Raw genomic sequence first — 18,394 nt, 5'->3', positions numbered from 1 at the left:
GAGGAGCACAATGAGTTTGCAGAAAAAAGCAGGTCGATTATTAATAGCTGGTTTTAAAGGAACGACCATTTCCGAAGAGATCAAACATCTTATACATGAATACCACATAGGTGGAGTAATATTATTTGGTCGTAACATAGGAACTCCAAAAGATATTCTGGCCCTCACCCAAAGCTTACAGCAGGAAGCTAAAGAAGCCGGCTATAAGACACCTTTGTTAATGTGTATCGATCAAGAAAATGGAGTAGTTCGTCGTTTGGGAGAAGGAACAACGATTGTGCCGGGTGCGATGTTACTTGGTGCAACTTATCGACCTAATTACGCTTATCAGGCAGGATTTGTAACTGGCAAAGAGATAAAAGCACTCGGTATTAATTGGAACTTGTCTCCTGTGGTAGATATCAATAATAATCCTGAAAATCCTGTGATAGGAGTGCGATCTTTTGGTGAAAAACCAGATGAAGTAACGGAAATGGCTAAACAGTCTATGTTAGGTATGCAAGCAGCAGGAGTCATGACGACTTTAAAACACTTTCCGGGACATGGTGATACAAGTGTGGACTCTCACTTGGATTTACCTGTTATTACTCATGATCTTAAAAGGCTACACGACGTGGAATTAGTTCCTTTTAAAGGGTGTATTCAGGCAGGTGCTGACGCCATCATGAGTGCCCATGTGTATTTTCCGGCACTTGAAACGGAAGCGAACACACCTGCTACATTATCCCGCTCAGTTATCACAGGTTTACTTCGAGGGAAACTTGGTTTTGATGGGGTTGTGACAACTGATTGCATGGAGATGGATGCAATTGCAAAAGGTATAGGAACTGTAAATGGATGCGTACAAGCCATTAAAGCAGGCGTCGACTTAGTGATGGTATCTCACATACATTCCTTGCAAGAGCAGGCAATACTAGAAATTATGGAAGCGGTAAAAAATGGAGATATAGAAGAGCGGCAACTGGATGATTCTATTGCCAGAATTGAGCGTATGATTGCCAAATATACTTCCTGGGAGGAGATAGAGGCCTCGCAAGTAGTGGCAGACTTCGTTGGATCTGAAAGTCATCAAAATGAGATGAGAGAGATTTATCAAGCTGGTATTACAATTGCTAGTGGACAGGAATCAGCTATATTACCTAGTGATCGTGTGTTGCTCATTTTCCCGACCAATGAATATGCAACAATGGTCGAAGATAAACGATACGCAACATTAGAAATGGCGGAGCAATTAAAAAAGGTACATTCGAATATGGAAATAATAGAAATAAAGTCACCCCAATTCATAGATCAAATAGAATTTATAGTCTACCAAGTGAAAAACTTTGATAGAGTAGTTGTTTTAACCTTGAATGCAGTTCAGCACAAAGGTCAACAAACACTAGTAAATAAATTATTAGAAACAGGAAGACCGATAGATGTTGTAGCCGTACGTTCACCTTATGATGCAAAATTATTTCCACAGGTAAATCGCATGATTTGCACATACGAATTTACGAAAGTGGCATTTGAAATCGTTGCTGAATATTTGGTTGGAAAAAGAGATATTAAAGGGAAATTACCAGTAGCATTACAATAAGTGAAAATATTTTTCGGTAATTTAGAAAAGTATTGAAATTTAATTTCAGAACATTTAAAATACAGTTAAGCGCTTTCATCTTATTATTTTAATAGAAAGGGAGTGTCACGTTGAAACCTATGCGTGTGTGTGGTCTTATGTCAGGAACTTCTCTCGACGGGCTAGACATCGCCATTGTAGACTTTTCATTTGTTGATAAACAACTTCAGTATGAATTAAAGCAATTTATGACGATCCCGTATTCAAAGGAATTGACGACCCAATTATTACAATTAATGAATCCAACTGTAACCATTCAAGAAGTGTCTTCTATGAATATGTACTTAGGCGAACTTTACGCACAACTCATTAAAGCTGCTCTTGAAAATTTTTCAATGGATTATAATTCAATCGATTTAATCAGTACGCACGGTCAAACAATTTGGCATGAACCTATTATTGAATATGATGGAATGTTTGCACGATCGAATACATTGCAAATTGGAGATATCTCCGTACTTGCGGAATATAGCGGTATTCCAGTAATCGGAGATTTCAGAACGAGAGATATGGCTGCAGGTGGGCAAGGTGCTCCACTTGTGCCATTTGCAGACCAACTCCTTTTTCAAGCCGAGGAAGTAGGAAGAGTACTTGTCAATATTGGAGGAATTGCAAATATTACTGTACTTCCTCCTAAGAATGCAGAGCAAGATGTTCTTGCGTATGATACGGGTCCCGGAAACATGATTATTGATGCATTTGTTTCATTGTATACAAATGGAGAGCAACCTTATGACGAAAATGGTAATTTTGCTAAAGAGGGTACTGTACATCAGGAATGGTTAAAAATACTGATGAATAATGATTATTTCAGTTTACCTGTGCCCAAAAGTACAGGTAGAGAATTATTTGGGAAGGCCTATGCAGAGCATCTTTGGTTAGAGGGGGATCAATTTGGAATTTCCGCTTTAGATAAAATAGCAACAATAACTATGTTTACTGCATGTTCAATAGCAAGGGAAATTCAAAAATACATTCAGACACATCATTAAAAGAGGTATTCATTAGTGGTGGAGGGGTTCATAACGCTACATTGTTAGCTTATTTTAAGGAATTTTTACCTGAAGATATAGTTGTGAAACCATCAGATGCCTTAGGTATAAATAGTGACGCAAAGGAAGCATTTGTTTTTGCGTTACTTGGTTATTTAGGATTTCATAAAGTACCGAATAACTTACCTTCCACTACAGGAGCGAAGCGTCAAACGATTTTGGGGAAAATTGCTTGGTGAGAACATTTAAAGGGGAAATGTAGAATGAAGAAAATATGGAAAAAGTCGATGCTTTCCATCGCTTCACTAGGTTTAGCAGCTTCTGTATTAGCAGCTTGTAGCGATGATACAAAGGAAGTCGGTACAGCGGATGAATTCAAAGGGAAGATAACTGTTTGGGACGGTCCAAGATGGCCAGACAAAGATGAAAATAAATTTCATTGGTTAGAAGCTAAGATAAAAGAATACGAAGATGCACACGAAGGAGTAGAAATTGAACTAGTTCAAGTTCCTTGGGCGGAAATGGGAGATAAACTAGGGGTAGCTATTGCCGGAAAATCATGGCCAGACATTGCACCTGTCGATATTAGCGGCAGTGCTGTAAGTATCGATCATATCGAGCAAGGGGTTGTAGAGCCGTTAGATGACTATTTTGATAAAGAGGCAAAAGCCGATTTTTATGAAAATGCTTTAGATGCTTACACGTATGACGGAAAAATGTACGGCATTCCGAACTCAATCACGCTTCACTCTATGCTTCTAAACTTAGATTTGTTTGCTGAAGCAGGAGTAACCCCTCCCGAAGGTGGAGAATGGACGTATGAAGAGTTTTTGGATGCTGCCAAAAAGCTAACGTTTGATCGTGACGGCGATGGAAAGATAGATGTTTATGGTTTTTCAACTTATATTATGCCTGGATACTATGAGGCATGGCCATTCTTCTATAAAAACGGAGGATCACCACTTAACGAAGACATGACAGAATTTACATTTGATACTCCAGAAGTGGTTCAAGCAATTCAAGACCTGGCAGACTTAAAGCTGAAAGAAAAAGTCGCACCTGAAACTCATGGTGGAAATGACGTTGGTGGCACATTCCAAGCTTGGGCAAATGAGGAACAACGTACGGTGGCAATGCAACCTTGGGCAACATGGGCAATTGGTGCTGCACAAGGTAAATATCCGACAAACTTTGCTGTAGCTAACTATCCTACAGGCGAATCTGAAAAACCTACAACAATCGGTGGTGTAGGTGGTTGGGTAATGTTCCATCAAGGAGAAGACGCAAACAAAAAAGCAGCAGTAGCTGATTTTATGAAATTTATCTCGACAACTGAAGAGCAATACCATATGGCACAAAATTATGGTATTTTCCCAGCCCGTGTTAGTGCGGCCGAGATGGATCCTTTTAAAGATAATCCAGAGATGACTCGTGCAATGGAGATGTCTGACCAAGTTGTTATGCTTCCTCGTCATCCTGAATGGAGAAAAATTGACGAAGCAATTCAAACACAGCTTCAATTGGTTTTTAATGGAGAAAAATCAGCAGAAGATGCAATGGCAGATGCAAAGAAAGCTGTTGACGAGTTACTAAAATAATTAGGTTATAGCAGGCTCTGCATTACGCAAGCCTGCTTCAATTTTAGGAGGTGTCCCATTTTGACACAACAGCCAATTGGTGCAACACCAAAAAAAGAAGGAACTGCTTTAAAAGTAAGAAAAAAACCAAGGAGAACGATTTTTCTCCAAATGAGAAAAAACTATAGTTCCTACCTCTTTTTAATGCCGAAATTGCTTTTATTTATACTGTTCGTGGCCATTCCGGTCGTTTGGGCTTTTGTGCTTTCATTTCAAGAGTACAAAGTATTTGGTAGTGAGTTTGTTGGAATTGATAACTACATAAAAGTATTTGAAAGCGAAGCTTTTCGAATAGCTTTGAAAAACACGTTGCTTTTCACGGTTGTAACGGTTCCGTTTAGTGTGATTAGTGCTCTTGTCATTGCATCCATGATATTTGTATTAGGAAAGCTATCTCAAAGCTTCTTTCGTTCAGCTTTTTACCTGCCAACAGTTACTTCCATGGTCATTATCGCAATGGTATGGCGTTGGATGTATAACTATGAATTTGGATTATTTAACTACGTATTAGGTTGGTTTGGAATCGAACCTCTCAACTGGTTAGGGCAATCATCAAGCGCTTTATGGGCTTTGATTATTATGCAATGCCTCATCCCCTTTGGCGTTGGTATCATTATGTATTTAGCATCGATGGGTTCTATTTCAGAATCTCTTTACGAGGCAGCAAGGATTGATGGAGCAAGTACCTTTAAGCAATGGCTTTATATTACAGTGCCATTACTGAAACCTACAACATTGTATCTAGTGTTATTAAGTACAATTGGCTCCTTTCAAGTATTTACTCAGATCATTATGATGACGGGTGGAGGACCGGGTAGCGCTACCGAAACGTTAGTCCATCTTATTTATAAAACGGGTTTCCGGGATTTTGAATTTGGTTTCGCTGCTGCACAATCGGTTGTATTATTTGTTATCATCCTTATCTTCTCGATTATCCAATTTCGGGTACTACGTCATGATGAGTGATTGGAGGAACGACTATGAAAAAAAATTCGTTTAACGGATTAAATAAACTAATTATTTATGTACTATTAACGATATTTGCGGTTGTTTCACTACTTCCACTTTATTGGGTATTCTCTACATCACTACAGCTAAGTAGCTATCAATCAAAAGATATGGAACGCCCTATATCTTATGTAGATGCAAATCCACCAAAAATGTATCCTATGGGAATTCCTTTATATTTTGAGCATTGGTCTGGAGCTAGAGAAGCAAAAAAAGCAGACAATATAGAAGATGAGAAATATCACCGCGAGATGATGGAGCATATTGTTGACAATACATTCTCAAGCTTTAAGAGTCTCTTTCAAAAGCATGATATTGGAAAGTGGTTTTTTAATAGCTTGTATATTTCAGTGGTTGTTACGTTCGGAATCTTATTAATAGATTCGATGGCGGGTTACGTATTAGCTAAAAAGAAATTTCCAGGTAGAAATTTAATTTTTTGGATTATTATTTCTACGATGATGATTCCAGGACAAGTGACACTCGTACCGCTTTTCATGATGATTCGTGATTTGGAACTGATGGATACACATTGGGCGCTCATTTTACCTGATTTATCGATGGTGTTCGGTGTGTTCTTAATGAGACAATTTATGTATTCTATCCCGGACGAGTTACTCGAAGCGGCGAGAATGGACGGGGCGAGTGAGTGGAGGACGTTCTGGACTGTCGTTTTACCTCTTGCAAAGCCAGGACTGGCTGCTCTGGGTATTTTTACCTTCATGAATGTTTGGAACTCATTTTTATGGCCGATTATCGTCTTGAATAGTGCTGAGTTATATACATTGCCTGTAGGATTAAAAACATTACAAGATGCCAACTTAGCTAGTTTTAAATTGTTGATGAGTGGCGCAACGGTTGCAGCTATTCCAATGATTATTGTATTTATTTTATTCCAACGTTACTTCGTAAAGGGGTTAACGATAGGCGGAGTAAAAGAATGAAACATAACGTTAAATTGGGTATAGATGTTTTTATGGAAAAGCATGTAAGTGTATTAAAGGGAAAAAGAGTAGGGCTTTTAACCAATCAAACCGGTGCTAATGCCAAGTTAATATCTACTATTCGTTTATTTCACCAACATCCGGACATTCACTTAACCACACTGTTTGCTCCTGAGCATGGATTGAAAACAGCTGTGAAGGAAGGCGAAAGATTTTCTCATATGGTCCATGAAGAAACAGGTATAACAGTATTTAGCCTGTATGGTCAATCTAAGAAGCCAACGCCTATTATGATGGAACAAGTAGACGTAGTAGTTTTTGATATTCAGGACATTGGTTCGAGATACTACACCTATTTATATTCACTTGTTTACATGATGCAGGCATGTGCCAAAATTGGGAAGAAGGTTATTATATTAGATCGTCCGAATCCAATTGGAGGATCTGCGGTGGAGGGTAATTTATTGGAGGATGATTTCAAATCATTTGTCGGTTTGTACCCAATACCCAATCGTCATGGTATGACTGTCGGCGAATTGGCGACCTATTTCAATGAAGAGTTTTCCATACACTGTGATTTGACTGTCGTAGAAATGGAAGGCTGGGTAAGAGATTGTTATATAACCGATATACAATTGCCATGGATCCCACCTTCGCCTAATACAACGAATTTAGATATGATGCTGTTGTATCCAGGCACCTGCTTAATAGAAGGAACTAATTTATCTGAAGGCCGCGGCACCACACAACCATTTGAAATTATTGGTGCTCCATTTATAAACGGAGTCTATTTACAGGATGAGATCAATGCTTTGGGGATGGAGGGGGTAACCGCTAGAGAAATCTCATTCAACCCTACGTATCAAAAGTACGAAGGCAAAAGTTGTGAAGGTATTCAGCTACATATCACCAATCGAACATTGTTTAAACCATTATCTACTATTGCCCAAGTGTTAAGGGTAATTGCTAAAATGTATCCGGACGAATTAAAGTTTCTAGAATACGACAACTTAAAGCATCCCATGTTCGATTTGCTAGCTGGCAGCGATAGTTTACGAAAAGGATTGGTAACAAATCAAACAGATAAATTTCTATTAACATGTCAATTAGACAGTGATAAATTCATAGAAAATAGACGACCATACTTACGATATAGATAGGAAGGAAGAGCGATGAACAATATATCACTTCTAACAACTGAAGAGTTTAACCCGAAGTCGCATCACTTAGATGAGATGAATATAAAAGAAATCTTAGAACTCATGAACAAGGAGGATCAATCAATTCCCCAAGCAGTTCAGAGAGTGATTCCACAAATTGAGGAAACCGTTAAAAAAGTAGTAAAAGCTTTTGAAAGTGGAGGTAGTCTCATTTATATCGGAGCTGGAACAAGTGGTAGAATTGGTGTCTTAGATGCAGTAGAATGCCCTCCGACTTTCAGTACTTCTCCAAATAAGGTGAAAGCTGTTTTAGCGGGTGGAGAAGGAGCTATGTTCACAGCGGTAGAAGGAGCAGAAGATGATGAATTGCTCGGTGCAGAAGATTTGCAAAAACTAAATGTGAGCGAAAATGATGTGGTTATAGGAATAGCTGCAAGCGGTCGAACTCCTTACGTGAAAGGTGCATTAATATATGCAAATTCCTGTAAAGCAACAACTGTGAGTCTTTCAAGTAATAATAACTCGACGATAAGTGAATTTGCTTCTATTAATATTGAGGTTGTAACAGGTCCCGAAGTACTGACAGGATCGACACGTTTGCGCGCAGCCACTGCTCACAAAATGATTTTAAATATGATATCCACTACAGCTATGGTTAAGACTGGAAAAGTATATAAAAATTTAATGGTAGATTTGAATGCTAGCAATTTCAAGCTTAGAGAACGTGCTAAAAAAATGGTTTGTTACAGTACAGGTGTTTCAGATGAGGAAGCAGAACATATCCTTGAAGAAACTGCTTATGACGTAAAACTAGCAATTGTCATTATTTTAACAGGTGTAGATAAAGCTAAAGCAAAAAAGCTTATTTCAGAAACAGGAGGATTTGTAAGAGACGCGGTAAAATTAGCTTCTATAAAAGAGGGGTGAACGATATGTACCGATCATTTCGAAGCGGGGATGAAATAGGAATCATTGAATTGTGGAACAAAGTTTTAAATCGCGATCCGATTAATGCATCACGATTTCGGAAGCAAGTATTACTAGATGCAAACTTTGATCCAAATGGATTGATTGTAGCAGTTCAAGAAGAAAGAATAGTAGGAGCGATATTAGCGATAACAAGGAAGCTGCCGATGGAAGGAACGAATTTGGAATCAGATACAGGATGGATTACATTTTTCATGGTGGAAGCAGGTTATGAAAGAAAAGGAATCGGGCATAAATTGGTAGAACGAGCATGTCAATATATTAAAGATCAAGGGGCAGAAAAGGTTTTCTTTTCATCGTATGCTCCCAACTACTTTTTACCAGGTATCGATGAAGAACGATATTCAAGTGGCTATGCTTTTTTAAGAAAAGAAAAGTTTAAAAGAGTATATTCTCCTGTAGCTATGCATCGTGTATTAACAAATTATGAATATCCATTAAACGTTCTGGAATTAAAAAAGCAACGTGAACAGGAAGGGTACTCCTTTGGACGAGTTCAAGACGGAGATTTATATGCATTAATCCAATTTGCGAATATCCATTTTAATCCTGATTGGGGAAGAGCGATCCGCGAGGGTATATTACAAGGAATGGATCCATCGCAAATTCTAGTAGCAAAAAAGCATAATAATATAGTTGGATTTGCCCTCTACGGAGGCTATGAAGGGATTCGAGAGAGATTTGGACCGTTTGGTGTGGATGAAAATGAGCAAGGTAAAGGCTTAGGAAAAATTCTTTTACATGAGACATTACAAGCAATGAGAGAACAAACCATTCTTGGGGCATGGTTTTTATGGACGAGTGAAACGAGTGCTGCAGGACATCTTTATCTAAAAAATGGTTTCCAAACCTTTAGAAAGTTCCATGTCATGGTAAAAGAACTGACAAATGGACAACAAGAATAAATACTGTAACTATTGAAATATAGGTAGAAGGATTGATTGGATGGGAATTGCGAGCGGAGGATTAGTTTTATTAAGTGAAATGCGAGAGACGCTTCCACCGTCTGAGCAAAAAATTGCGGACTATATTTTAGAAAATCCTGAAAAGACAGTAGGGATGACGGTGTCCGAACTAGGAGAACTGAGTCAAACAAGTGGAGCGGCGGTAACGAGATTATGTAAATCTTTGAAACTAAAAGGATTTCAAGAGTTAAAGCTTCGGATAAATGGAGACTTAGGCCGTAAAGTTGAAACGATTGACCGCGATATTAAACCAAATGAGCCAGTATCTATCACGATACAAAAGGTGACCGAACAAGCAGTCCAAACATTACTAGAAACTGCAGAGTTAATTGACAGTCAGCAGTTAGAATTAGCTGTAAAAGCAATTGTAAAGGCTAACAACATCCATTTTTTTGGAGTAGGTGCTTCCGGTATTTCCGCAATAGATGCTCAACAGAAGTTTTTACGTATTCATAAAGCATCAACGGTTAGTACAGATTTACATATGGGAGCTACGATTGTTGCGAACACCAGTAAAGAAGATGTTGTATTTGGTATTTCATTCTCAGGAAACACGTTCGAAGTGGAGAAAATATTAGAATTAGCAAATGAGAAGGGAGCTACGACTATTAGTTTAACTAAGTACGGTCAATCTCCTATTTCCCAAATATCAGATATCCAGCTATATACCTCTCCAACAAGAGAGGCCAATTTCCGAAGTGGCGCGACCTCTTCAAGATTGGCGCAATTACATGTGATGGACATATTATTTATGTCTGTAGCTTCCAAACAATTTGATACAACCATAACTTATCTTGATTCTACAAGAGAAGCAATTGAGGATATCCAAAATCAAACCTTTCGAAAGAAGAAAAAATAACGTTTCTAAAAATAAGAGGGTGCATAAAATGTCTGATTATATCCTTCACAATATCCGAATATGTTTAGAAGATGGGCAAGTGAAATGGGGAGAAATATTAATACAAGAAGGAAAAATTGCGCTAATTTCTGAACAGTCCATAGAAAATAATATTGCAACCCGGTTCGATGGTAAAGGGTTCTTAGCACTTCCCGGTTTTATAGACATTCATATTCATGGGGCAGTAGGTGCTGATTTTATGGATGGCGAGGAACAAGCAACAAAGGAAATTGCGGCATACTTACCTCAAGAAGGGACGACCTCGTTTTTAGCGACGACCCTTACACACTCTCCTCAACAAATTCAGAAATGTGTGGAAGTGAATTCCCGCTTTCTGTCAGGGCTTGAGGAATATGAAGGTGCTGAAATGTTGGGATTCCATTTAGAAGGTCCATTTATTCATCCAGACCAATCAGGAGCACAACCGTTACAGCATATACGTAAGCCTTCTATTGAATTAGTCAAAGAGTGGTTTGGTGAACAGTTGAACTATTTAAAAATAGTAACGTTAGCACCAGAGTTAGATTCCAACTTTGAAATGATTCAATTTCTTACAAAAAAAGAGGTAATCTCTTCAGCAGGTCATACAACAGGAACATTTGCAGATATTACGGAAGCTACTCGACATGGATTAACGCATTTAACTCATTTCACTAATGCCATGACTGGCTTGCACCATAGAGAAATTGGGGTTGTAGGTGCAGGTTTTTTGAATAACCAATTATTTTGTGAAGTAATCGCTGATGGAATTCATTTATCCGATGACATGTTAAAGCTAATTGTTCAAGTAATCGGATCAGATCGTTTAATACTCATCACTGATTCAATGCGTGCTAAAGGCTTACCGTCAGGCAATTACATGTTAGCGGACCAAAAAGTACAAGTGATTGGATCCAAAGCAACTTTAGAAAATGGAACACTAGCAGGAAGTGTGCTGAAAATGAATGATGCACTAAAAAAAATACAAAGTCTGACCGAAATTCCTGTTTTGGATTTAGCAAAAATGACATCGATGAATGCAGCTAAAAGGCTAGGAGTTTACGACAGAAAAGGCAGCCTAACGGTTGGGAAAGATGCGGATATTGTATTACTTAGTAAAGAATTTGACGTACGTTACACTTTTTGCAAAGGTAGGCTAAGTTATTCTCATGATTAGTTCGAAGAAAATACGCTGGATTGAAGTAGACACTTACCAAGAAATGAGTTTAAAGGCCGCAGATTGCTTTGAACAGCAACTATTACAGAAACCAGATAGTGTGCTCGGATTAGCAACCGGTGGTAGTCCTATAGGACTTTATGAAGAGCTCGTGAAGAGATATAAGCAAAGGGTTTTTTCATTTTCTCAAGTGAAGACATTTAACTTAGATGAGTATGTTGGAGTATCTCCAGCTGATGTGACTAGTTATCACAGTTACATGGAAGAACACTTATTTAGTCAGGTTGATATAGAGAAGAATGATATTCATATACCAAACGGATTAGCTCCAAACTTGCAGGAAGAATGTGTTCGTTACGAACAATTAATTCTACAAAGCGGAGGTATTGACTTACAGCTACTTGGAATTGGTGTGAATGGTCATATTGGTTTCAATGAACCAGGTACTTCGTTTCAATCAAAAACGCATGTAGTAACATTAGCAGATGATACGAGGGCAGCAAATTCGATATATTTCCCTTCTAAGCAGGAGGTCCCGGAATATGCAATTTCTATGGGAATAGAAACGATAATGCAAGCAAAGGAAATTATACTACTTGCTTTTGGTGAACAGAAGATGAGAGCGATAGAACGATTAAAACAAGAAGGCATATCAGAAGATTTCCCGGCAAGTCGATTAAAGGAACATCCAAACGTAACAATAATTTATGGTAGATAAAGTGAAACTTCAATCAGTGGGGGGTCTTCATCCTCCACTGATTGTTAGTTGTGACCCACACGATGTGGGTCACACAGACGTTGCAAACGCTCTTTTATTTTGCGACGAGCTTTGCGCAGGAGCAACACGATGTTGCGTACTTAGTCTGGGATCATTTCATCGGGCTTTTACGGGCAGTTGATCTCCCACTTATCTTTTCGCTTTTCTTAAATCTTGAAGTGGGAGTTTTACAGTCCGTTAATGCGGGATAAAAAGTTAATAACAGTTTGGGAGGAAAAGTCGTATGGCAGAGTTAAAATTAACTAATCTAACAAAGGAATACGAAAAAGGTGTCTTAGCGGTAAAAGATTTTAACTTACATATCCAAGATAAAGAGTTCATCGTATTTGTTGGGCCATCTGGTTGTGGGAAATCCACTACACTAAGGATGATTGCAGGCCTAGAGGATATTTCAGCAGGGGACTTTGAAATTGATGGAAGACGAATGAATGATGTCGCTCCTAAAAATCGTGACATTGCCATGGTTTTTCAAAACTATGCGTTATATCCACACATGACTGTTTATGAAAATATGGCATTTAGCTTAAAACTTCGTAAAGTACCGAAGAAACAAATTGACGAACGAGTACAACAAGCGGCCAACATATTAGGCTTAGAAGAGTATTTAAATCGAAAACCAAAAGCTTTATCCGGAGGACAACGACAACGTGTTGCATTAGGTCGTGCTATCGTGCGAGATGCGAAAATTTTCTTGATGGATGAACCATTATCCAACTTGGATGCAAAATTGCGAGTTCAAATGCGAACAGAAATTCAAAAATTGCATCGTCGATTACAAACGACAACCATTTACGTGACTCATGATCAGACGGAAGCAATGACGATGGCTACACGACTTGTAGTGATGAAAGATGGTATTATTCAACAAGTAGGAACTCCAAAAGAGGTATACGATCTACCTGTAAACGTATTTGTAGGAGGGTTTATCGGTTCACCTGCTATGAACTTCTTTAAAGGAATGTTGACTGCTGATGGCTTACTATTAGGAGATATAAAAATACGTGTTCCTGAAAACAAACAGGGACTCCTAAAAGAAAAAGGCTATTTTGGAAAAGAAATAATTTTAGGGATTAGACCTGAGGATATTTATACAGACACTAAAGATATTAGCGCACATGTCCATTCTACATTTCAAGCTACAATTGATGTTGCCGAGTTAATGGGTGCAGAAACTTACCTTTACTCAACGTTAAACGGATCAGAATTTATCGCTAGAATTGAGTCAAACTCAACAATTCAACCATTAGATACTATTTCATTAGCTTTCGACATGGAGAAAGCGCATTTCTTCGATGCAAATACAGAGAATCGGATTGTATAAACGGTTGCCGCACAATGTATCATTATGACAAGAGCCACTCTTCTATTTTTGGAAGAGTGGTTTATTTTATTGGTTAGGTAACTATAAAAAATGTAGACATGTGGATAACTTTTTCAAGTAGCATAAAGAATGGCATGTTTTAACTATGATATAGGGAAACTGCGCGGTAGTGCATTGAATGAAGAGTCCGCTAAGATTTCCGCTACAGGGCGTACGCTTTCCACCGGCTTGGCTTCAGCCGCTTCCTTCGCTACGCTCAGTCCAGGGTCTTCAACTCAAGCTATTCCGGTTGGAGTCGACGCCCTTCCGCTACAATCTATGAAGTATAACGCCATCTAATAGCCGTCACTGTTTAACAAATGAAACCTCTTCAAAGATTTTTCAACTATCAAATGCCAATAAATGGTGTAACCCTACAATAGATACTAGGAACGTGACAAAGCCGAGCAAACGGAAGCTTTTGGAAAAGTAATCCTAGTTAATAATCTGTTATTATTGCCGTCTTAATCCAAGTTAACTTGTTTTAGGAAAATTAATTGCTCTCAGACTAGATCCGGTTGCTTTCGACAGCTGTTTGGTTGCCCTTAGCCATTTATTGGATTTAAATATCGAAAAAATGTTGATGATTTTGTTTTTAGCAAGTCGATTATCAATTAAAAGAAATTACCATTGATTTTCACTGTTGGCGGCGACTCCGGCGGGAATAGCGTGAGCTGAAGACCCCGCAGGAGCGAGAGCTCCGAGGAGGCTGAAGCCATGCCCGCGGAAAGCGTCCGCCCTGCAGCGAAAATCATAGTGGACACCTAATAGAGCAACTTACCGCGCAGTTTCCCTATTAGGTGCGTTAATCCATATGATCGTTCCTCTGGGCATGCGATAAGCGCTTTAGCTTTCTAGTGATAGCTCTTTTTTCGTGTTATTATAGGAACAATAAAGGAACTTGTTTCCATGTCAATATTAAAAGGAGGATAAAGAAATGAGACAAATTATTGCAATGGGGGGCGGCGGTTTTTCAATGGAACCGGAAAACCCGTTATTAGATCGATATATTTTGCAGCAATCCACGAAAAAGAGACCGAAAATTTGTTTTATTGGAACGGCAAGTGGGGATGCAGATAGTTATATAGACAAGTTTTATCAGTTTTTTCGACAAGAAGAATGTGAACCGACGCATTTCTCTTTATTTAAACCTTCTACGCGTGATATTAAGAAATTCATCATGGAACAAGACATCTTATATGTAGGTGGAGGAAACACCAAAAACCTAATGGTTCTTTGGAAAGAGTGGGAGCTTGATAAAGCTATTCGAGAAGCTTATAACAATGGAACAATTTTATCAGGTATTAGTGCTGGATCGCTTTGCTGGTTTGAAGAAGGGGTGACGGACTCTTATGGAGATGAACTTGAGCCTATTTCATGTCTTGGTTTAATAAGCGGGAGCAATTGTCCCCATTATGATGGTGAGGCAGATAGACGTCCTATGTATCAAAAGTTTATAGGACAAGACATTATTGGGGCGGGATACGCTGCCGATGATGGAGTTGCTCTACATTTTACAGATGAAAAGTTGTCCAAGGTTGTGAGCTCTCGTCCACAAGCACACGGATATTATGTGGATAAGGGCTTAGAAACAAAGTTATCCACAATGTATTTAGGCAAAGAAGAAATAAATGGTGATAATAAAATGTAATGGGTAGTTTTCGATAAAGAGGCGATTTTTTAGAAATGAATTATATACAAAGAGGAACAAAAGAATTTAAAAAGACGAATTTGGCTTTATTTGCTGCGGGGTTTATAACGTTTGCTAATTTATATAGTACGCAAGCAGTGCTACCAGAGTTTTCAAAGGAATATCATATTTCACCGGCAGTAGCGAGTTTATCCTTGTCTTTTGCAACTTTTGCATTAGCGATTAGTCTCGTCATATTTGGATCTCTCTCAGAGGCATGGGGACGTAAAAGATTGATGACGATTTCTATTATTTCGGCATCTGTCTTAACGTTAGCAATTGCTTTTTCACCCAGTTTTGAACTTCTGCTTGCTTTGCGAATCATTCAGGGAATTGCGTTTGCAGGTCTTCCGGCTATTGCGATGGCGTATTTGGGTGAAGAGGTGGAGCCAAAAAGCCTTGGAGTTGCTATGGGACTTTATATAAGTGGGAATTCGGTTGGTGGATTAGCAGGACGAATTATTATGGGAACGATGACAGATTTGTTTAGCTGGAAAATTGGAATGATTTTTCTTGGGTTACTTAGTATTGCGATTAGTATTTACTTTGTTGCAGCCTTGCCTATTTCTAAACATTTTGAACCGCGAAAGTTACAGGTGAAGGCTTTGGCAAAATCGCTAATGGCTCATTTAAAAGATCCGGCAATGCTATGTCTTTTTGGTATAGGCTTTACATTAATGGCCGGTTTTGTTTCTTTGTATAATTATATTAGTTTTAAATTACTTAATCCTCCCTATTCGTTGAGTACAACCATTGTCGGTTGGATTTTTATCATTTATTTGGTTGGAACGTTCAGTTCTACATGGTTTGGTAGCCTTGCTGATCGTTTTGGCCGCCAAAAAGTTTTGATTTCAGGGATTGTCATCATGTTTGCTGGTAGTCTTATCACGCTTGATATTCATCTAGCATTAAAGATTGTTGGCATTACCATATTTACTTTTGGTTTTTTTGGTACTCATTCGATTGCGAGTGGATGGGTAAGTCATCGAGCTGATCATGATAAAGCACAAGGTTCATCGCTTTATTTATTCTTTTATTATGTCGGGTCGAGTATTGGTGGTACTGTGGGTGGTATTTTTTGGTCCAACTTTGGTTGGGCTGGAGTTGTAAGTTTGATCGCTTTTTTTCTTCTAGTGGCGATGTTACTTTCACGCTTCCTTCGTCGATTTTTAGTGCATGAATGAAAACAGGTTTACTAGCCATATTAAAAAGGCACGAATGAGATGAAAGGGTGATGTAGACATGTCTTTTGAAAATTATAAAAAAGCAAGTAAATACACGAATTCGTTAAATCCAGACATTAAAAGCAAAAATATGAAAGAAGAAATTTCGATTGAGGCTGAATTTGATAGCTTACTACCAAAGCAAGAGCCAATGACGCCGAACCAACGTAAAGAGGGTATAGCGGATAAAATGTACAAAGATAAAGGTTAAGTAAAAAGGGGCTATCCACAAGTCATTATTGACATTGGGGATAGCCTCAAAACGTTTTCGCTTTAGTTTAGTCCAAATTCGGTAATTAATGCAGCTAATCCGCCTTGGAAGCCGCTACCTATTGCATTGAACTTCCATTCGTTATTATGTCGGTAAATTTCTCCAACTACAAGTGCTGTTTCAATGGAAAAGTCTTCACCTAAATCATAACGGACGATTTCTTCATTTGTATCTTCATTGACAATTCGGATAAACGCATTGGAAACTTGACCAAAGTTTTGTTTACGTAATTCTGCATCGTGAATAGTAACCGTAAAAACGACTTTTTGTACAACGCTTGGAACAAGTGGTAATTTGATGAGTAATTGTTCATCATCTCCGTCACCGACTCCAGTACGGTTATCCCCAGTGTGGATAACTGAGCCATCTTCACTTTGAAGATTATTATAAAAGATAAAGCTTTTTTCATTAAATGCTTTCCCATTTCCATCTACGATAAATGCGGAAGCGTCTAAGTCAAAGTCATTCCCACCACTATACCTATTCGTATCCCAGCCTAATCCGACTAAGACATTTTTCAATCCTGGATTCGTTTTCGTTAAATCAATTTTTTGCCCCTTTGAAAGGTTGATAACTGACATTCTGTTTCCTCCTCATCCATTGTTAAAAATAATTATTTTCTTTGTCCGTCCTCGTATTTCTTTTGTAGCTCTTCTAGTCGAAGACGTCCTTGTTCCCTCATTTTGCGGTTTTCTTCTTCAATTGCCTTTGTTTCATTCATTCCACGCATAATTGTATCCCATGTTTGTTCAATCGTTTCAATTTTAATGCTCGGTTGGCCGGACATTCGAGCGATATCTACACTTTGTTTCGAAATGTCATTGGCATTCCGAAGAAGCATTTCATTTGTTCTACGGTCTAATTCACTCATCGATTGTGCCACAAGGTTTTGTCTCTTAGCAGAAATGGCATTGATTAGTCCGGTTTTAAAAATTGGAATAGTCGTGACAAATGCAGAGTTTATCTTACCGATTAACTTTGTATTGCCTCGTTGTAGCATTCTAATTTGTGGAGCCGATTGATAGGAAACTTGTTTAGCCATTTCTAAATCGTATATGCGTTGGTCGAGTAGCTCGATTGCGTTTTGTAGGCTATTTAGCTCCATTAATACAAGCTGATCACCGGATTCTGCTTTTTGTTGTAAATTAGGAACAAGTTGTCTTAGCTGGTTTACTTTGAGTTCACCTGCAACAATATACTTTTCTAGTTCCATAAAGTAGTTAAAGTTTTTATCATACAGCTCTTCTAATGTAGCTGTTGAATTTTTCATCTCTTTTTCATATTTTGTTATTTCAACATATACTTTATCGATTTCACTGCCCATTGTTTGGTATTTGTTGAATAACTTTTCGATAAGCTTTTCACCTTGTTTGAATATTTTACCGAGGAATGAAGGCTTTTCAACGAAATCTTTTTTGTCGAATTTATCCATGATTTTACCAAGCTGTTTTAAAAGTTCGCTTGATTCTTCCATGCTGCTCGATTTGATCGTGTTTAAAATTTTGCTTGTAAACGTGGATATTTCATTTGCTGGCTCACGACCAAATTCTAGAAGTTCCACTTGGTTTTTAGGATCTATTCTAGCTACTAGCTGTAACACTTGAGGATCTCGCTTTAGTTGTGCTTTTAAATCGTTACTTTCTTCTAAAAGCTTTTCTTGTTGGTCTATTTCTAGCTTTTCTAGTTCCATTTTCTATTCCCCCTCAT

Annotated in this window: 18 protein-coding genes; 16 read left to right on the top strand and 2 right to left on the bottom strand. The window is 38.3% G+C overall.

Annotation, left to right across the window (positions count from 1 at the left end; all coding sequences use genetic code 11):
* The first annotated feature begins 10 nt into the window (after window positions 1-10).
* The 16 genes from nagZ (at window position 11) to OR571_RS08725 (ending at window position 16,627) form a co-directional block, all read left to right on the top strand.
* Complete coding sequence (gene nagZ / locus OR571_RS08800; protein ID WP_282242444.1) at window positions 11-1,579, top strand: beta-N-acetylhexosaminidase; 1,569 nt, start codon at window positions 11-13, stop codon at window positions 1,577-1,579.
* A 119-nt stretch (window positions 1,580-1,698) separates the two neighbouring features.
* Window positions 1,699-2,610 carry an anhydro-N-acetylmuramic acid kinase gene (locus tag OR571_RS08795; protein ID WP_282243134.1) on the top strand — a complete coding sequence of 304 codons (912 nt, stop codon included), beginning with the start codon at window positions 1,699-1,701 and terminating at the stop codon, window positions 2,608-2,610.
* A 41-nt stretch (window positions 2,611-2,651) separates the two neighbouring features.
* The gene (locus OR571_RS08790) at window positions 2,652-2,849 is read left to right on the top strand and encodes an anhydro-N-acetylmuramic acid kinase (protein WP_282242443.1); all 198 of its coding nucleotides are present in this window, start codon (window positions 2,652-2,654) and stop codon (window positions 2,847-2,849) included.
* 24 nt (window positions 2,850-2,873) lie between these two features.
* A complete protein-coding gene (locus OR571_RS08785; protein WP_282242442.1) occupies window positions 2,874-4,208 on the top strand; it encodes an ABC transporter substrate-binding protein in 1,335 nt (444 codons plus the stop codon).
* Window positions 4,209-4,268: 60 nt separating this feature from the next.
* A complete protein-coding gene (locus OR571_RS08780) occupies window positions 4,269-5,213 on the top strand; it encodes a carbohydrate ABC transporter permease (RefSeq protein WP_282242441.1) in 945 nt (314 codons plus the stop codon).
* Between the two features lie 14 nt (window positions 5,214-5,227).
* Entirely contained in the window at window positions 5,228-6,199 is a 972-nt protein-coding gene (locus OR571_RS08775) for a carbohydrate ABC transporter permease (RefSeq protein ID WP_282242440.1), read from the top strand.
* Window positions 6,196-7,359: an exo-beta-N-acetylmuramidase NamZ family protein gene (locus tag OR571_RS08770; RefSeq protein ID WP_282242439.1), complete on the top strand. Its 1,164-nt coding sequence runs from the start codon at window positions 6,196-6,198 to the stop codon at window positions 7,357-7,359. The genes OR571_RS08775 and OR571_RS08770 overlap by 4 nt, the downstream gene beginning before the upstream one ends.
* A gap of 12 nt (window positions 7,360-7,371) precedes the next feature.
* Window positions 7,372-8,286, top strand: coding sequence for an N-acetylmuramic acid 6-phosphate etherase (gene murQ, locus OR571_RS08765; RefSeq protein WP_282242438.1), 915 nt, complete (start codon window positions 7,372-7,374; stop codon window positions 8,284-8,286).
* Between the two features lie 5 nt (window positions 8,287-8,291).
* Window positions 8,292-9,251 (top strand): GNAT family N-acetyltransferase, encoded by a 960-nt coding sequence (locus OR571_RS08760; RefSeq protein ID WP_282242437.1) that lies wholly within the window; start codon window positions 8,292-8,294, stop codon window positions 9,249-9,251.
* Window positions 9,252-9,291: 40 nt separating this feature from the next.
* Window positions 9,292-10,170 (top strand): MurR/RpiR family transcriptional regulator, encoded by an 879-nt coding sequence (locus tag OR571_RS08755; protein ID WP_282242436.1) that lies wholly within the window; start codon window positions 9,292-9,294, stop codon window positions 10,168-10,170.
* Window positions 10,171-10,198: 28 nt separating this feature from the next.
* On the top strand, window positions 10,199-11,365 hold the full coding sequence (gene nagA, locus OR571_RS08750; protein ID WP_282242435.1) for an N-acetylglucosamine-6-phosphate deacetylase: 1,167 nt from the start codon (window positions 10,199-10,201) through the stop codon (window positions 11,363-11,365).
* Between the two features lie 10 nt (window positions 11,366-11,375).
* On the top strand, window positions 11,376-12,083 hold the full coding sequence (nagB, locus tag OR571_RS08745; protein ID WP_282243133.1) for a glucosamine-6-phosphate deaminase: 708 nt from the start codon (window positions 11,376-11,378) through the stop codon (window positions 12,081-12,083).
* Between the two features lie 283 nt (window positions 12,084-12,366).
* On the top strand, window positions 12,367-13,464 hold the full coding sequence (locus OR571_RS08740) for an ABC transporter ATP-binding protein (protein ID WP_282242434.1): 1,098 nt from the start codon (window positions 12,367-12,369) through the stop codon (window positions 13,462-13,464).
* A 976-nt stretch (window positions 13,465-14,440) separates the two neighbouring features.
* On the top strand, window positions 14,441-15,154 hold the full coding sequence (locus tag OR571_RS08735) for a Type 1 glutamine amidotransferase-like domain-containing protein (protein ID WP_282242433.1): 714 nt from the start codon (window positions 14,441-14,443) through the stop codon (window positions 15,152-15,154).
* A gap of 35 nt (window positions 15,155-15,189) precedes the next feature.
* Entirely contained in the window at window positions 15,190-16,377 is a 1,188-nt protein-coding gene (locus OR571_RS08730; RefSeq protein ID WP_282242432.1) for an MFS transporter, read from the top strand.
* Between the two features lie 58 nt (window positions 16,378-16,435).
* A complete protein-coding gene (locus OR571_RS08725) occupies window positions 16,436-16,627 on the top strand; it encodes a hypothetical protein (RefSeq protein WP_282242431.1) in 192 nt (63 codons plus the stop codon).
* Window positions 16,628-16,689: 62 nt separating this feature from the next.
* Here OR571_RS08725 and OR571_RS08720 read toward each other — a convergent pair whose 3' ends face one another.
* The gene (locus tag OR571_RS08720) at window positions 16,690-17,268 is read right to left on the bottom strand and encodes a TerD family protein (protein ID WP_282242430.1); all 579 of its coding nucleotides are present in this window, start codon (window positions 17,266-17,268) and stop codon (window positions 16,690-16,692) included.
* Window positions 17,269-17,300: 32 nt separating this feature from the next.
* A complete protein-coding gene (locus OR571_RS08715; protein ID WP_282242429.1) occupies window positions 17,301-18,377 on the bottom strand; it encodes a toxic anion resistance protein in 1,077 nt (358 codons plus the stop codon).
* Window positions 18,378-18,394: the final 17 nt, after the last annotated feature.

The sequence above is a fragment of the Psychrobacillus sp. NEAU-3TGS genome (genome assembly GCF_029955155.1).
In the GTDB taxonomy this organism is placed as follows: domain Bacteria; phylum Bacillota; class Bacilli; order Bacillales_A; family Planococcaceae; genus Psychrobacillus.
The sequence above is the reverse complement of the archived record's forward strand: the minus strand, read 5'-3'. Positions and strand labels throughout refer to the sequence as shown.

Excerpts from the sequence above, each read along its gene's own strand:
- nagZ (WP_282242444.1), top strand. The coding sequence starts at position 11 with ATGAGTTTGCAGAAAAAAGCAGGTCGATTATTAATAGCTGGTTTTAAA.
- OR571_RS08795 (WP_282243134.1), top strand. The coding sequence starts at position 1,699 with ATGCGTGTGTGTGGTCTTATGTCAGGAACTTCTCTCGACGGGCTAGAC.
- OR571_RS08785 (WP_282242442.1), top strand. The coding sequence starts at position 2,874 with ATGAAGAAAATATGGAAAAAGTCGATGCTTTCCATCGCTTCACTAGGT.
- OR571_RS08775 (WP_282242440.1), top strand. The coding sequence starts at position 5,228 with ATGAAAAAAAATTCGTTTAACGGATTAAATAAACTAATTATTTATGTA.
- OR571_RS08770 (WP_282242439.1), top strand. The coding sequence starts at position 6,196 with ATGAAACATAACGTTAAATTGGGTATAGATGTTTTTATGGAAAAGCAT.
- murQ (WP_282242438.1), top strand. The coding sequence starts at position 7,372 with ATGAACAATATATCACTTCTAACAACTGAAGAGTTTAACCCGAAGTCG.
- OR571_RS08760 (WP_282242437.1), top strand. The coding sequence starts at position 8,292 with ATGTACCGATCATTTCGAAGCGGGGATGAAATAGGAATCATTGAATTG.
- OR571_RS08755 (WP_282242436.1), top strand. The coding sequence starts at position 9,292 with ATGGGAATTGCGAGCGGAGGATTAGTTTTATTAAGTGAAATGCGAGAG.
- nagA (WP_282242435.1), top strand. The coding sequence starts at position 10,199 with ATGTCTGATTATATCCTTCACAATATCCGAATATGTTTAGAAGATGGG.
- OR571_RS08740 (WP_282242434.1), top strand. The coding sequence starts at position 12,367 with ATGGCAGAGTTAAAATTAACTAATCTAACAAAGGAATACGAAAAAGGT.
- OR571_RS08735 (WP_282242433.1), top strand. The coding sequence starts at position 14,441 with ATGAGACAAATTATTGCAATGGGGGGCGGCGGTTTTTCAATGGAACCG.
- OR571_RS08730 (WP_282242432.1), top strand. The coding sequence starts at position 15,190 with ATGAATTATATACAAAGAGGAACAAAAGAATTTAAAAAGACGAATTTG.
- OR571_RS08725 (WP_282242431.1), top strand. The coding sequence starts at position 16,436 with ATGTCTTTTGAAAATTATAAAAAAGCAAGTAAATACACGAATTCGTTA.
- OR571_RS08720 (WP_282242430.1), bottom strand. The coding sequence starts at position 17,268 with ATGTCAGTTATCAACCTTTCAAAGGGGCAAAAAATTGATTTAACGAAA.
- OR571_RS08715 (WP_282242429.1), bottom strand. The coding sequence starts at position 18,377 with ATGGAACTAGAAAAGCTAGAAATAGACCAACAAGAAAAGCTTTTAGAA.